Source organism: Mycolicibacterium chitae, from assembly GCF_900637205.1.
GTDB lineage: Bacteria > Actinomycetota > Actinomycetes > Mycobacteriales > Mycobacteriaceae > Mycobacterium > Mycobacterium chitae.
The window spans coordinates 4,656,360-4,671,137 of sequence record NZ_LR134355.1; the positions used below are offsets into that span (position 1 = coordinate 4,656,360).

The 14,778-nt window shown below is 70.6% G+C and carries 14 protein-coding genes; 2 read left to right on the forward strand and 12 right to left on the reverse strand.

Going from position 1 to position 14,778, the window contains the following annotated elements:
* Positions 1–35: 35 nt before the first annotated feature.
* Entirely contained in the window at positions 36–1,283 is a 1,248-nt protein-coding gene (locus tag EL338_RS22285; RefSeq protein WP_126335723.1) for an MFS transporter, read from the reverse strand.
* Between the two features lie 75 nt (positions 1,284–1,358).
* On the opposite strand from EL338_RS22285, the gene EL338_RS22290 reads away from it, so the two are divergent.
* The gene (locus EL338_RS22290) at positions 1,359–1,751 is read left to right on the forward strand and encodes a PPOX class F420-dependent oxidoreductase (protein ID WP_126335724.1); all 393 of its coding nucleotides are present in this window, start codon (positions 1,359–1,361) and stop codon (positions 1,749–1,751) included.
* Between the two features lie 3 nt (positions 1,752–1,754).
* On the opposite strand, the gene ricR is transcribed toward EL338_RS22290, so the two are convergent.
* Positions 1,755–2,054, reverse strand: coding sequence for a copper-sensing transcriptional repressor RicR (ricR, locus tag EL338_RS22295; protein WP_126335725.1), 300 nt, complete (start codon positions 2,052–2,054; stop codon positions 1,755–1,757).
* Positions 2,051–2,686: a DUF305 domain-containing protein gene (locus EL338_RS22300; RefSeq protein WP_126335726.1), complete on the reverse strand. Its 636-nt coding sequence runs from the start codon at positions 2,684–2,686 to the stop codon at positions 2,051–2,053. Before EL338_RS22300 ends, ricR begins: the two co-directional genes overlap by 4 nt.
* A gap of 82 nt (positions 2,687–2,768) precedes the next feature.
* Between EL338_RS22300 and ilvD the strand changes: the two genes are divergently transcribed.
* The gene (gene ilvD, locus EL338_RS22305; RefSeq protein ID WP_126335727.1) at positions 2,769–4,472 is read left to right on the forward strand and encodes a dihydroxy-acid dehydratase; all 1,704 of its coding nucleotides are present in this window, start codon (positions 2,769–2,771) and stop codon (positions 4,470–4,472) included.
* Between the two features lie 217 nt (positions 4,473–4,689).
* On the opposite strand, the gene EL338_RS22310 is transcribed toward ilvD, so the two are convergent.
* The 9 genes from EL338_RS22310 to EL338_RS22350 form a co-directional block, all read right to left on the reverse strand.
* Positions 4,690–6,084, reverse strand: a complete 1,395-nt coding sequence (locus EL338_RS22310) for a DUF7937 domain-containing protein (RefSeq protein WP_126335728.1) — start codon at positions 6,082–6,084, stop codon at positions 4,690–4,692.
* A gap of 13 nt (positions 6,085–6,097) precedes the next feature.
* Entirely contained in the window at positions 6,098–8,443 is a 2,346-nt protein-coding gene (locus EL338_RS22315) for a DUF7159 family protein (protein WP_126335729.1), read from the reverse strand.
* Between the two features lie 111 nt (positions 8,444–8,554).
* Positions 8,555–9,208 (reverse strand): O-methyltransferase, encoded by a 654-nt coding sequence (locus tag EL338_RS22320; protein ID WP_126335730.1) that lies wholly within the window; start codon positions 9,206–9,208, stop codon positions 8,555–8,557.
* Positions 9,209–9,232: 24 nt separating this feature from the next.
* Positions 9,233–9,724, reverse strand: coding sequence for a TIGR04338 family metallohydrolase (locus EL338_RS22325; protein ID WP_126335731.1), 492 nt, complete (start codon positions 9,722–9,724; stop codon positions 9,233–9,235).
* Complete coding sequence (locus EL338_RS22330; protein ID WP_126335732.1) at positions 9,724–10,473, reverse strand: DUF2786 domain-containing protein; 750 nt, start codon at positions 10,471–10,473, stop codon at positions 9,724–9,726. Before EL338_RS22330 ends, EL338_RS22325 begins: the two co-directional genes overlap by 1 nt.
* Before the next feature lie 9 nt (positions 10,474–10,482).
* Positions 10,483–11,418 carry an NADP-dependent oxidoreductase gene (locus EL338_RS22335; protein WP_126335733.1) on the reverse strand — a complete coding sequence of 312 codons (936 nt, stop codon included), beginning with the start codon at positions 11,416–11,418 and terminating at the stop codon, positions 10,483–10,485.
* 52 nt (positions 11,419–11,470) lie between these two features.
* Complete coding sequence (locus EL338_RS22340) at positions 11,471–12,493, reverse strand: alpha/beta hydrolase family protein (RefSeq protein ID WP_126335734.1); 1,023 nt, start codon at positions 12,491–12,493, stop codon at positions 11,471–11,473.
* A gap of 8 nt (positions 12,494–12,501) precedes the next feature.
* Entirely contained in the window at positions 12,502–13,341 is an 840-nt protein-coding gene (locus EL338_RS22345; RefSeq protein ID WP_126337039.1) for an alpha/beta hydrolase, read from the reverse strand.
* A gap of 68 nt (positions 13,342–13,409) precedes the next feature.
* Positions 13,410–14,624: an RNA-guided endonuclease InsQ/TnpB family protein gene (locus EL338_RS22350; protein WP_126335735.1), complete on the reverse strand. Its 1,215-nt coding sequence runs from the start codon at positions 14,622–14,624 to the stop codon at positions 13,410–13,412.
* Positions 14,625–14,778 lie beyond the last annotated feature (154 nt).

Below are 14,778 nucleotides of genomic sequence, written 5' to 3' on the forward strand. Positions count from 1 at the left end.
AACTGTCACCCATATCGACATGACCACGGGTTTTGTTACCCTTGCCGGCGCTGGTTCGGCGCGTCGAACAGGCCGCGGCTGGCGGCCACCCCCGCCGAGGCCCCGACCACCAGCAACGCCGATATGCCGACCATGACGGCAATGCCAGCGGTGTCGTAGAGGAATCCGCCCGCCAGCGAACCCGCCATGATGCCGGCCTGGAACGCCGCCACGTACAGCCCCGAGGCGGCGTCGGAGTCCTCCGGGGCGACCCGCATGGCCGCGGACTGCAGCATCGGCGGCAGCGCGGTGGCCATCGCGCCCCACAGCGTGATCGCGACCGCGCCGAACAGCAGCACCGCCGCGCCCCCGCCCGGGGCCGCCCAGGTCGCCAGCCCGGTCAGCACGAGCAGGGCCGCCGACATCCCGGTCAGAGCGGCCAGCATGGTCGGCTTCGGTCGCCGGTCCAGTGGCCGGGCCAGCAGCGCCATGGCGGCCAGCCCGGCCACGCCGTAGGCCACCAGCAGCCACGCCAGCCGCGCCCCGGACACCCCGATGACGTCGCGGATGATGACCACGATGAACGTGTAGGCGATGAAGTGCGCGGTGACCCCGACGACGGTCAGCCCGCACAGCGTGTGCAGCCGCCGGTTGGGTCGCCGCCGGTTGGACCACCGACGGCCGGCCGCGCTCACCCGGCCCGGTTCGGCCGGCAGCACCGGGATCAGCAGGCGCGCGGCCACCGTCACGGCCGCGGCCGCCAGGGCGATCACCGCGAACGCCGGCCGCCAGCCCCACAGCTGGCTCATGGCCGCCGTGAGCGGGCTGCCCACCACCAGGGCCAGCGCCGAGCCCACGTACACCGCCGTCGTCGCGCGCCCGGCGTGACTCGGCGGCACCAGCCGCACCCCGATCGGCGCGATCACCGACCACATCAGGCCGTGGGTCAGCGCGCTGGAGATCCGACCGGCGCCGAGCACCAGGAAGTCCGGTGCCAGCGCGGAGACCGTCTGCGCGACGGTCAGGGTGGTCAGCGTCAGCAGCAGCACCCGGCGGCGCGACCAGTGCGCGGTCAGGCGCACCAGCGGCACCGTCATGACCGCGGCCACCAGCGCGTAGCCGGCCACCAGGGTGCCGACCATGGCCTCGCTGACCTGCAGGTCCCCGGCGAGCGCCGGCAATGCCCCGACCGGCGCCAGTTCGGCAGTAACGTAGATGAAAGCGGCCGCGGCCAGGACGGTCAATTGCACGGCGACGCGCGGCGTCCAGGGACGTGCAGCAGTGGGCGCGGCGGTCGGGATCATCTTCTGCGCCACGGTAACGCCCCGCCCCGTCTTTGCGCGGTTGCCGCGCATCGACACGACCCGTCAGGAGATCCGATGGTGGCAATCCCGTCCGACTACGAGAACCTGCTGGAACGTCCGCTCTACGGACATCTGGCGACCACCCGCCCGGACGGCACGGTGCAGGTCAATCCGATGTGGTTCGAGTGGGACGGCGAGCGGCTGCGGTTCACCCACACCACCAAGCGTCAGAAGTACAAGAACGTGCAGGCGCACCCGGAGGTGGCGATGTCGGTCAACGACCCCGACTCCCCCGCCAAGTACCTGGAGGTCCGCGGCGTGGTCGAGGAGATCGTGCCCGACCCGGAGGGCAAGTTCTACGTGCGACTCAACGACCGCTACGGCTTCCCGCCGATGGACGGCGGCCCGCCGGACGCCGCCGACCGCGTCATCCTGGTGGTGCGCCCGACCCGGACCAGCAAGCAGTAGGACTCAGGACCGGACCAGGCGGGCGATCGCCGCGGAGGCCTCGGCGATCTTCTTGTCGGCCTCGTCCCCGCCGGCGGCGACGGCGTGGCTCACGCAGTGCCCCAGGTGCTCGTCGAGCAGGGCGAGCGCCACCGACTGCAGCGCGCTGTTGACGGCGCTGATCTGGGTGAGGATGTCGATGCAGTACTTGTCGTCGTCGATCATCTTGGCGACGCCGCGGACCTGCCCCTCGATGCGGCGCAACCGCTTGGCGTAGTTGTCCTTGTTCGGCGAATAGCCGTGCGGCCCCGATTCCTCGGTCATGATCCGTCCAGCATCGCTTGCATCTGGGCGATCTCGGCCTGCTGGGCGTCGATGATGGTCTGCGCCAGCGCCTTGGCGTCCACGTTGGCGCCGCCGGCCAGTTCGTCCTCGGCCATCTCGACGGCACCCTCGTGGTGGGCGATCATCGACTCCAGCCACAGCGTGTCGAACTCGGGGCCGCTGAGGCCCTCCAACTTGGTCATGGTGGCCTCGTCGACCATGCCGGCCATCTGGGAGTGGTCGACGTGCCCGGAGTCGTCCCCATGCCCGTCATGGGAGTCCTCGGGGTTCTCCTTCCACTGCACCAGGAACGCCTTCATGGTGTTGATCTCGGGTTCCTGCGCGCCGGCGATCTGGTCGGCCAGCGCGAGCAGTTCGGGGTCGGTGCTGCGCTCGGGCACCAGCGCCGACAGCTCCAGCGCCTGCTCGTGGTGCGGAATCATGTTGGTGGCGAAGGCAATATCTTCGGAGTTGAAGCCGGCGGGCTCGCCGGTGACGGTGATCGTCTCCTCGGTCTGCGCGTGGTCGGCGTGACCGTTGTCGGTCGCGGTGTCGGAGGAATTGCTACACGCGGTCATGAAGATGGCGGTCGCGAGGGCCGCCAAGACGGCGAAAAGACGGGTGCGGGTCATGAACCCCACCGTACCGCATACCCCCAGAGGGTATGGGGAAATGATTTGGGCCGAGATTGCCCGGCGGTCCATACTGGCAGGCATGCCCTCAGATGCCCAGCCTGACATCAAGCCCAGAAGTCGCGACGTCACCGATGGCCTGGAGAAGGCCGCCGCCCGCGGGATGCTGCGCGCGGTAGGCATGGGTGACGACGACTGGGTCAAGCCGCAGATCGGCGTCGCGTCGTCGTGGAACGAGATCACGCCGTGCAACCTGTCGCTGGACCGCCTGGCCAAGGTGGTCAAGGAGGGCGTGCACGAGGCCGGCGGCTACCCCATGGAGTTCGGCACCATCTCGGTGTCCGACGGCATCTCCATGGGCCACGAGGGGATGCACTTCTCCCTGGTCAGCCGCGAGATCATCGCCGACTCGGTGGAGACGGTCATGCAGGCCGAACGCCTGGACGGTTCGGTGCTGCTGGCCGGCTGCGACAAGTCGCTGCCCGGGATGCTGATGGCCGCCGCCCGGCTAGACCTGGCGAGTGTGTTCCTCTACGCCGGCTCGATCATGCCGGGCCGCGCCAAGCTGTCCGACGGCAGCGAGAAGGACGTCACGATCATCGACGCCTTCGAGGCCGTCGGCGCGTGCTCGCGCGGGTTGATGAGCCGCGAGGACGTCGACGCCATCGAGCGCGCGATCTGCCCCGGCGAGGGCGCCTGCGGCGGCATGTACACCGCCAACACCATGGCCAGCGCCGCCGAGGCGCTCGGCATGTCGCTGCCCGGGTCGGCCGCGCCGCCGGCCCCCGACCGGCGTCGGGACGGCTTCGCCAAGCAGAGCGGGATCGCCGTCGTCGAGTTGTTGCGCCGCGGCATCACCGCCCGCGACATCCTGACCAAGGAGGCCTTCGAGAACGCGATCGCGGTGGTGATGGCGTTCGGCGGTTCCACCAACGCGGTGCTGCACCTGCTGGCCATCGCCTACGAGGCCGGGGTGAAGCTGACGCTGGAGGACTTCACCCGGGTGGGCAACAAGGTGCCGCACCTGGCCGACGTGAAGCCGTTCGGCGCGTACGTGATGAACGACGTCGACAAGATCGGCGGCGTGCCGGTGGTGATGAAGGCGCTGCTGGATGCGGGCCTGCTGCACGGCGATTGCCTGACCGTCACCGGGAAGACCATGGCCGAGAACCTCGCCCACATCGCGCCGCCGGATCCCGACGGCAAGGTGCTGCGCGCGCTGGCCGAGCCCATCCACCCGACCGGCGGCATCACGATCCTGCACGGGTCGCTGGCGCCGGAGGGCGCGGTGGTCAAGTCGGCCGGCTTCGACTCCGACGTGTTCGAGGGCACCGCAAGGGTTTTCGAGCGTGAGCGCGCCGCGCTGGATGCGCTCGAGGACGGCACCATCACCGCCGGCGACGTGGTCGTCATCCGCTACGAGGGCCCCAAGGGCGGGCCGGGCATGCGCGAGATGCTGGCCATCACCGGTGCCATCAAGGGCGCCGGGTTGGGCAAGGACGTGCTGCTGATGACCGACGGCCGGTTCTCCGGCGGGACCACCGGTCTGTGCGTGGGCCACGTGGCGCCCGAGGCCGTCGACGGCGGGCCGATCGCGTTCCTGCGCGACGGCGACCGGATCCGTCTCGACGTCGGCCAGGGCACCCTGGACGTGCTGGTCGACGCCGACGAGTTCTCCTCCCGCAAGGGCGATTTCGAGCCGCTGCCGCCGCGCTACACCACCGGTGTGCTGGCCAAGTACACCAAGCTGGTGGGCTCGGCCGCCGTGGGCGCGGTCTGCACGTAGCTGCGAGGACTGCCGGCGCCTCGGTGGGGCTGCCGACGGTTCGATGCGCGCGGTGAGTCGCAGGGGCGCATCTTGAGTCCCAGGGGTCACATCCGCCCCTGTTAGGACGGGGTGGTTCGGCTGGCGCGCGTCAGCACTTGATGACGGTAATCAACAGGAGTACCAGTCCCCTCCCGGGGCCCGTGGGGCCGGCGTTACGCAAGTAACCCAGTGACGCCTATGCGTCGGGCCGCACGATGCGGGCCGGCGCCGGTTCCTCCGGTGCCTTGGTGGGCACGACGATCGCCGGAGCGGGCTGCTCGGCCGGTGCGGGCTGCACCGGAGCCGGCTGCACCGGAGCGGGCTGCGCGGGGGCAGGCTCCGCGGCGCGCACCGCCTTGACGGGACGCCGCACCCGCTGCCGCGGTGCCAGGACGGCAATTACCAAGGCCGCCAGGGCCAGTGCCGCCAGCGCCACGTCGAAGGTGCTGGTGATCTGCTGCACCAGGGTATTGCCGAAGACCTCGCTGGGCTCGCCCGGGCCCAGCGGTTCCACCCGCGGCACCAACACCACGCCGACCACCAGCCGGCACACCGTGGCGGCGAACAGGCCGACGAACGCCGAGATCATCAGCCGTCCCGGCGCGCCCCGGCCCGCGCTGTTGATGAACAGCCACAGCGCGAGCACCGCGGTCAGCAGGTCGAAGGCCATCAGCGCGGTGCCGTTGTACGGCGGCGACGGCAGATCCAGCACCCCGGACAGCGTGACGTCGGCGATGCGCAGCACGGCCGTGCCGAAGCACCACACGGCGATCAGCAGCAGCCCCTTGCGGGCCGCGCCGCGCCAGGCCGCCGCGGGCTGGCGCGTCCCGAATACGGCTGCGGCAGCGATGATTGCGGCCGCCGCGGCCCAGGCCAAGAAGCCTTCGAAGCCGACACCCGAGGTCCCGGTGGTCTGCGCGATCCCCCGGAAGGCGTCCAGGTCGCGGCCGACCGGCAGCACCCACACGAGGACGCCGGCGACCAGCGCCGAGGCCCCGAGCAGGACCGTCGCCAGCCGCGCCTCGAGGTACGTCGAGCGCAGCCAGCGATACCCGATCACCACCGGGATCACGGCCACCAGCGCGTAGAGCGTCGCGGTGATGGCCGTCGCTAGGTTGGCCGTGCCGACGTCCGGATCGCCGATCCCGGGCAGCACGAACCGGGTGCGCCAGTACAGGTTGAACACCGAGGCGGCCACGCCCAGGACCAGCGACACGATCGCCAGGCGTTGCACCACAGCGCCTTTGATTGCCGGGGCCGCGGCCAGCAGAGCGCCCGCAACGCCCACCCAGGCGCCGGGACCGACGCCCGGCGGGATCGACGCCGAACCGCCGTAGCGGACCGCCTGCACCACGGCGAACAGCACGAAGCCCAGCACCACAACGAAATACGGTGCGGTGAGCGCCAGCCGCAACCGCGGGATCGTCAACGCCGTGACCGCCATCGCCGTCGCCACGACGAGGACCAGCCACACCCAGCCCGGGGTCCCGGGGATGCCGAGGCCGGCGTGGATGTTCCACGGCAGCAGCAGACCCAGGATCAGCAGGACCGCGGCGGTGACTCGTATGGGTGCGGTGGCGTTGTCTGTCACGGGATCTCGCTCGCTATTCGTCCTCGGAGCCCAGCGACCCACCGCCGAAGGAGGGCATCTCGACGGTGGTCGGGACCGTCACGGCGGGCACCTCGACCGTGGCGGGGGCGCGTTCCACAGGCGGCTGGGTCACGGGCGCCTGGGTGACCGCCGGCGCGGTTTCCGGTGCGGGGGCCACGGTGGGGAGCGTCACCTCCGGTTGCGGTTCGGGGACGACGGGTTCAGGCGCGACCGGCTCGGGTGCCACGGGCTCGGGCGCCACCGTCCGGGTGGGCACCTGAGTCTGGGTCGGCTCTTGCGTCTGAGTGGGCACCTGCGTCGGCGTCGGGGTGGGCGTCTCGACCTCGACACTCGGCTCTTCTGTCGGAGTGGGTTCCGGCGCAGTCCGTTCCGGGCTCGGCGCCGAGGTGGTCGTGGCGCTCGGCTCGGGGCTGGACTCGGGACTTGTCGAAGGGCTCGGCGACGGACTCGTCGTCGCGTCCGGGTCGGCACTGGTCGTCGCGTCCGGATCGGCGCTGGGCTCCGTCGTCTCGGTCGTGGATTCCGGGCTCGGGATGGTCCCGTCCGGATCGGTGACCTCCTCGGCGGTGGCCTCCTCGGCGGCGTCGGTGACCGGCTTGTCCGGGGCGGGCTCGGCCTTCTCCAGCGTCGCCGCGTCGGGATCGAGGAGCATCTCGCTGAGCACCTTCGGTGTCTCCGCGGCATCGGTCGCACCGGGCAGCGTGTCGATCAACCCGGTCCCCGGCGGTAGCTCCTGGGCCCTGACCAGCGTGGTCTTGCCGGTGTCGAACAGCGACGGCGGGATCACGTTGGCCGCGGTCCCGGACGTCGTGCTGAACAGCGCGCCCTGATCCTTGGGCACCACCGCGAGCACGCCGACGTCGTCGAGGCTGCGATCGAGCACCGACGGCACCGCCGCGTCGAACGGGATGAACTGCGGCAGGTTGGCCAGGAAGTTCAGCAGCTCGATCATCGAGATGACCGAGAAGTCCGGGATCAGCCGGGTGGCGAAATCGGCGAAACTCGGGAATGTCGGGGTGATCCCGGGGTTCAGCGGCGGCGCCGGGAGGTTGGGCACCGGAATGTTGGGCAGCGCGGGGGCGGCAGCATTGGCCAGACCGACGGTGCCGTCCTTGTAGACGTTGACCATCGCCGGTGCGGCCTGCACCGCCTGGGTGGCGCCGTCGCGGGTGGAGCTGAGCATCCGCATCTCGAAGGTCCGGACCTCGTTGGTGGTTCCGGGGGGCGGAAGCTGTTCGATCATCGTCCAGTTGGGCCCGTCGGGCTGCGCGCCCTGCCCGGGCGCGACGGGAAATGCCTTGCCCGGCACGGCGTCCTCCTGCAAGCGGATGGCCTGCTGGCTCGCGGTGGGCTGGACGGTGACGGCGAGGCTGACGGCCAGCGTGGCGAATCCGATCACCGCCAGCGAGCCGACGGAGCTGCCGATCAGCATCTGCCGGCGACGCACCTCGATATCGGGTTCGGCCTCGTCGGCGGAGTCGTCCCCGTAGGGCTGGTCGTACTCGTCGTAGAGGTCGTCGTAGGCCGCGCCGGGATCGGTGAGATCGACCGCGTCCTCGTCGCCCGCCTGCGAATAAGCCAACTGCTGGCCCACGACGGTGTCGTGTTCCAGCGGTGTGGCCGCGGTCTGCGGATCCTGCGGCACCACGGGCGCGGCCATGGTGGCGTCCTGCGGCACCGACAGCGCGGCGCCGGCCCGGGTCTGGTCCTGGGCGACCCCGGCCAGGGCGGCCCCGCGGGCCAGCGCGAACTCCGAGTCGTCCGGGAAGCGCAACGGCACCGGCGAGGTCTCGATCACCTCGGCGGGCAGGCCATCGTCGTCGAGGGAACCCATCACGATGACGCCGGTGGCCTCGCCGGGCTCGGTGGCCAACCGCTGCAACAGGGTTCGGTACGCCGCGTCGGCGTCACCGGCGGCAATGGTCTCGACGGCGATCTGCGAGGTGGCCCCGGTGGCGTCGACCATCGACAGCGCAACGGTCTGGCCGTCGTTGACCAGGGTTGCCACGGGGTCCGCGCCGGCCAGCGTGCGCACGGCCGCGGTGGCGGCCTCCTGGATAGGGACGACGGCCACGTTGGTCAGGTTCGCCTCGGCCAGCGCGTTGACCAGCTCGGTCGCCTGATCGGCGTCGGAGCTGCACAGCGTGGTGCCGACGAGGTCGTGGCCCGCGCCGGTGAGCGCCGACGCGGTGGCGGTCAGGGTCGAAACCACCGCGGACAGCGGCTCGGTGGCCAGGTCGATCTCGAGCTGGTCGATGGTGGCGTTCGGCGCCGCGGCGTCGAGCAACGCGACCCGCGCCTCGGCGGGGTCGACGAAAACCCCAAGCGTGACGTTCATGCAAGGCCCCTCTCAAACCGCGGCGCTCCCCCGTCCTGCCGCGGCGTAACTTCTCCTACTGTAGGACTTCGCTCGAGAGGTACCGATGGTTACCAAAGGGGCGTTCTGCCGTCAGCGAACCAGCGCGATGGCGAACCCGTCCCAGCCCTTGCCCCCGACGGTCTGCAGGGCTGCGGCGTCCAACCGCGGATGCCGGCCGATCTCCTCCAGCGTCTCGCGCACCGCGCGCGCCTGCGCGTCGTCGGCGGCGGGGTCCAGGATGCGACCGTTGCGGATGACGTTGTCGACGACGATCACGGTGCCCGGCCGGCCGAGGTCCAGCGCCCACTGCAGGTAGGCGAGGTTGTTCTCCTTGTCGGCGTCGATGAACACGAAGTCGAACTTGCCCGACAGCGTCGGCAGCGTGTCCAGGGCCGCGCCGACCACGATCTCCACCCGGTCGGCCATCCCGGCGCGCGCCAGGTTGGCCGCGGCCACCTCGGCGTGCCGTGGTTCGTACTCGAGGGTGACGACGCTGCCCTCGGGCCCGACCGCACGGGCCAGGCAGATGGCGCTGTACCCGCCCAGGGTGCCGATCTCGAGCACGCGGCGCGCGCCCGACATGCGCACCAGCAGGCCGAGGAACTTCGCGGCCTGCGGGGTGACCTCGATGCTGGGCAGGCCGGCGGCGGTGCTGTCGGCCAGCGCGGCCGCCAGCGCCGGATCCTCGCCGAGGACCACCCGGTTCAGCAGTTCGTCGACTTCTTGCGGGGTCGGTGTGTTCACGCCGCCGAGGTTAGTCGGGACCGGTTAACGCACCCCTTCCTTGGCATAGACCACCCGCAACACGTGCCCCACCTCCGGACCCATCACCACCTCGGCCAACGCGACGAACGTCGCGGTGAACTCGGGGCCGTGCGCGGGTTCGGCCGTGCTGAGGTGGTGGGAGATCTCGTGCAGCAGCACCAGTTCGCGCAGCGCCCAGCGCGATGTTTGCTCGGGGACGGCGATGGTGGCCGCCCCGTCGCTGATCTCGTAGTGGGCCGCGGTGCTGCCCCGCCGGGCCCGCACCGCCAGCGCCGCGACGGGTCCCCAGCGGTCCCGCACCGCCGGCATGGCCAGCACGTCGTCGACATAGCGCTGGACCGAGTCCACCGAGCTGAACCGGGCCTCGGGCGGCAGCGTCAGCGGTGTGCCGAAGAAGTCGATGGCCCGCGAATGATGTTGCGCCGCACGGTCGAACATGGTGCGCACGAACTGTTCGGCCGCATAGACCTTGGACCGCTGAGCGTCGCGCGCCATCAGCGCTGCAGTTTGGTCCGCGCGCCCGGCAACTCGGGACTCGCACCCAGCCGGGCGTGCTTGCCCGCGCGGTCCCCGGCGCGGCGCGCCGCCGACGAGTACCCCGCCGAGGCCCGCGACGCCTGCCAGGTGCCCCGTGCCTTGGACGTGGCGCGGTAGTGGTCCTTGAGCTCGATCTCCTTGTTGCGCAGGGCGATCGCCGTCCCGGGGGCCTGCCGCTCGTCGCGGGCCGCCTCGCGCTGGGCCTCTTCGCGGGCCTGCGCGAGCCGCTGCCCGATGCGCGCCCCGAAGGCCAGCTGGAAGTTCAGCCGGGCGGTGATGGTCGGCGTCGGCCGGTGCGCGCCGGTGGCCAGGTAGGCGTCGCAGGTCCGGACCATCTGCACCACCAGGCTCGCGTACAGGGCGTGAGTGGCGTCGAGATCCTCGGCGAACCCGTAGGCATAGACGTAGGCCGAGTTCGAGGCCACGTCGCAGCGCACGTCGTTGGCCGCGGCGATCAGCGCGAACAGCTGCACATAGGTCCGCAGCCCCTTGGTGCCGGCCTCGCCGATGGTGATGGTGCGCTGCGTCGGGGTCTGCGCCGCTTCGCGTTTGGCGGTGTGCGAACGCGCGACGGCCAGGTCGATCGAGGTGGCGGTGGCCAGCCGCTGCGCGGCGGCCATGAACGCCTCGGCCTCGTGGGTGTTGTCGGTGCCCTCGGCCTGGCGCAGCAGCGCGGCAATGCGGGCGAGCATCTTGTCGTCGGTCATGGCTGGAGGCTATGGAACCAGTACGACTTTTCCGCGCGCGTGCCCGGTCTGCAGATAGCGGTGCGCCTCGGCCGCCTCGGCCAGCCCGAAGACCTTGTCGACGGTCACCCGCAGCTGCCCGGAGGCCGCCAACCGGATCAATTCGGGCCGCGACGCGTCGCGAATGGCCCGCCCGTCGTCGGCCCCGGACAGCGCCGCGATGCCGAGTTCACCGGCCCGCGCGAACCCCGCGATGGTCGCGATCCGGGCGCGGTCGGCGACCAGTTCCACCGACGTGTCCAGCGCTTCGTCGGTGCCGACCAGGTCCAACGCCGCATCGATCGGGGTGTCCAGCGCGCGCAGCCGCTCGATCAGCCCCGGGCCGTATTCGACGGGTTCGGCCCCGTAGTGCCGCAGTTGATCGTGCCGCCCGGCGCTGGCCGTGCCGATCACCCGCGCCCCGCGGGCGGTGGCCAGCTGCACGGCCATCAGGCCCACCCCGCCGCCGGCGCCGTGGATGAGCACGGTGTCGTTTGTCCCCACCCCGGTTTTCGTCAACAGGTGCCAGGCGGTGCCGCCGGTGAGCAGCAGGCCCGCGGCCTCCTCGAACGTCAGCGTGGCCGGCTTGTGCCCGACGTCGGCGGCCTTGGCGACCAGCTTGTCCGCGTACGCGCTGCGGACGTTGGTGACGATCACCGCGTCACCGGTCTTCAGCGGACCGGTGTATCCCTCGGCGCGCGCGGGCGCCTCGACGATGACGCCGGCGGCTTCCATGCCCACCGGCATGGGCAGCGCGTCCGGGTCGTCGCCCATCTGCCCGCTGTACAGCTTGTAGTCGACGGGGTTGGTCCCCGCGGCCCGGACGTCGACGACCACCTGACCTGGGCCGACCGTCGGTAACGGGATGTCGTGGATGGCAAGAACTTCCGGTCCGCCGTAACGTTCGGCGACGACGGTCTTGGTCATATACCCGAGCTTAGTCACGGGTGTGCGGGGGTCGGATCCGCGGCAGAACCAACTACCCGACGAACCCGTCCAACGCCGCGGTCAGCTGCGACGACAGCGGCCCACCCGAGGCGTACTTGGCGACGTTGTCGGTCGGGTCGTCGCGCAGCACGTGGTTGACACCCTCGAACTGCACGAACGTCAGGTCGGTGTGGCCCAGCGCCTCGGCCAGCGGCCCCACGGCGTCGCACCGGGACTGCCCGTCGGAATCCGAGCAGGTCAGCAGCACCGGCATGCCGTCGGGCAGCGCGGCGGCCTGCGCCAACGGGTCGATCGCGTCGGCCTCGACGACGGCGGTGACGTTCGACGGGTTCAGGATGGCGCTCAACCCGTCGGGCAGCGGTTCGGCGGCCACCGCCCCCTCGGTACGGGCCTGCCGCACCGCGGCGGCCCAGGCCGCCCGCACCGCCTCGGCCTGCTCCGGCGACTTGGCGCCCTGCTCGACGGCTGCGGCGACGTCGTTGCCCACCCGGCTGGTGATCAGGTCCAGGTAGCGGCCCGGCAGCGGCTGCAACAACGCCACCGACTCCGGGCGGACATCGGGCGCGCCGGCCAGCGCCAGCGCATGCGTGGCGCCCTCGCCGTGCCCGTACGCCGACAGCCGCAGCGGATCGGCCTCCGGTTGCTCGGCGAGGAAGTGCAACGCCGCCCGCGCCCCCGCGGTGTAGACGGTGCTGCCGACGGCGGCCGGGTCCGACGCGTACGGCCCGAGCCCGGTGGCGCCGGTGCCCACCTTGTCGTAGCGCAGGCTGGCCACGCCGCGGGCCGACAACTCCTCGGCGAGTTCGCGCATGGTGCCCACCGGTCCGGCCACGGCGTTGTCGCCGTTGCGGTCGGTGTTGCCACTCTCGGAGATCAGCAGCGCGGCCGGGCCGGGTTCAGCGCCGGGCTGATGCCGGTAGGTGCCGTGGATGGTCAACCCGTCGGCGACGAAGCTCACGTCGTCCTCCACCCACGTCGACCCAGGCTCCGCGTCCGACCCGCAACCGGCCAGCAGCAGAGCGCAAACGGCCAGTACCGCAGCAGGTCTCGCCATACCAAGTCTCACAGCCGCGCCTCGATCCAGGACACCACGTCGTCGAGCACCCGGTCGCGCTCGGGCTCGTTGAACACCTCGTGGTACAGCTCGGGGTAGATCTTCAGGTGCACATCCTCGGAGGCCATACAGTCGACCATCCGGGTACTGCCCCTGGCCGGGATCAACCGGTCCGCCTCGCCGTGCACCACCAGCAGCGGCTTGCTGATGGCGCTGGCCCGCTGCGGCATCGACTCCCCGACCAGCAGCAACGCCCGCGCCACCCCGGCCGGCACCTTGCCGTGCCACACCAGCGGATCGGCGTTGTAGTCGGCGACCACCTTCGGGTCCCGGGAGACGAAGTTGGCGTCGAGCTGCTGCACCGGAACCCCGGGCAGCACCGCGCCGACGGCCTTGCCGACGAACCGCAGCGCGGGCTTGACGTCCTCGTGCGTGGCGATCGCGGGACCCGACAGCACGATCAGCTCGTAGTCGGCCGGGTGCTCGGAGGCGTACGCGAAGACGATGCCGCCGCCCATGCTGTGCCCGAGCACCACCTTGGGCAACTCCGGATGTTCGGCCGCGGCGATCCCGACGAGCGTGCCGAAGTCCCCGGTGTACTCGGCGAGGTCCTTGACGTAGACCCGCTTGCCGCCCGAGCGGCCGTGGCCGCGGTGGTCCAGCGCGTAGGTCACCAGCCCGGCCTGACCGAACCGCTTAGCCACGTGGTCATAGCGGCGGGCGTGCTCGCCGAAACCGTGCGACAGCACCACCACGCCGCGGGGTTCGACCTCGGGAGTCCAGGTGTCGTAGACGATGCGGACACCGCCGACGCCGTCGAAGGTCCGTTCGGTGCGAACCGACTCTATCTGCATGGTTGCAGCGTATCCAGCTTTTGCCGTGCTCCCCGCCAAGAATGGCAAGGATTCCCGTGCGGCTATGCCGCAGTTGGGGTGCTTCCTGCTTCGACGCCCACTGCCGCAATAGGTTGCGGACTTACACGGGCTCCACAGGCGTTTAATCTCTCCGCCCGACTGGCGGCGAGAATGACTTTGGCGGCGTTGTGGTCTCGATCGTGAATCACCTCGCACGAGGGGCACCTCCACTGCCGGATCTGCAGCGGAAGTTCGTCGAGCACATGCCCACAGTCCGGCGTCGAGCAGGTTTTGCTCGAGGCCAGCCACCGCGACACCGCGTGTACGGTGCGCCCGTAGCGGTCGGCCTTCTCGCCGATGATCCGCACGAACTGACCCCATCCCGCATCCGAGATCGCGCGCGCCAGGCGGCGGTTTTTGACCATGCCCACGATGTTGAGGTCTTCGACGTGGATCACTTGGTTGTCACGAACCAACGCCAAAGCCTGCTTGTGGTGATAGTCCCGCCGAGCACGGGCAACCTCGTTGTGCGCGATCGCGACCTTGCGCCGCGACTTGTCCCTGTTGGCTGATCCTTTCTGCCGGCGAGACTTTTCCCGCTCCAACCGAGCCAGCTTGCGTAACTTGCGCCGCAAGTGCTTCGGATTCTCGATATCGGATCGCCGGCCATCGGTGGCCGCGGTCGTAGCCAGCCGGGCGATCCCCAGATCCACGCCGGTCTCCCGATCGACCACCGGCAAGGGCGTGGGGGCAACCTCGACGACGAAACTGGCGTAATAGTGGCCGTCGGGTTCGCGAATGATCGTGACACTCGACGGCTCCGAGGGCAGATCGCGAGACCAGCGCACCCGCACTTCGCCGACCTTGGCCACGAACAGCCGGCCATTGGCCCTGACCGAGAAGCCATTGCGGGTCAGCCGGAACGACTGCCGGTGATCCTTGCGCGACTTGAACCGCGGCCGACCCACCCGCCGACCCCGACGTCTCCCGCTGGCCGAGTCGAAGAAGTTGCGCCAGGCCCGCCGGGAATCGTTGACCGACTGCACCAACGCCACACTCGATACCTCGCTCAACCAGGCCCGCTCCTCGGTGGTCTTCGCCAAGGTGATGACCCGACGCTGGATCCCGCTGTCGGACACCTTCACCCCCGCGTGATACGCCTCGTCGCGGACCCGCAGCGCGTCGTTGAACACCACCCGAGTACACCCGAACACCCGCGCCAACATCGCCTGCTGGGCCGGCGTCGGTTCGATGCGATACCGATAACGCAACTGCATACCGCCACCGTAAAGATGCCCACTGACAACGACGAGCCACCGCCGCTCCCACCACAACGTGCCGCTGCTGCACACCCACCCTCATCGAGGGTCAAGCAATACATCGACGGACAAGCCCGACCACCCTGACTGGCAAGCCGCGCACGCCGAACAA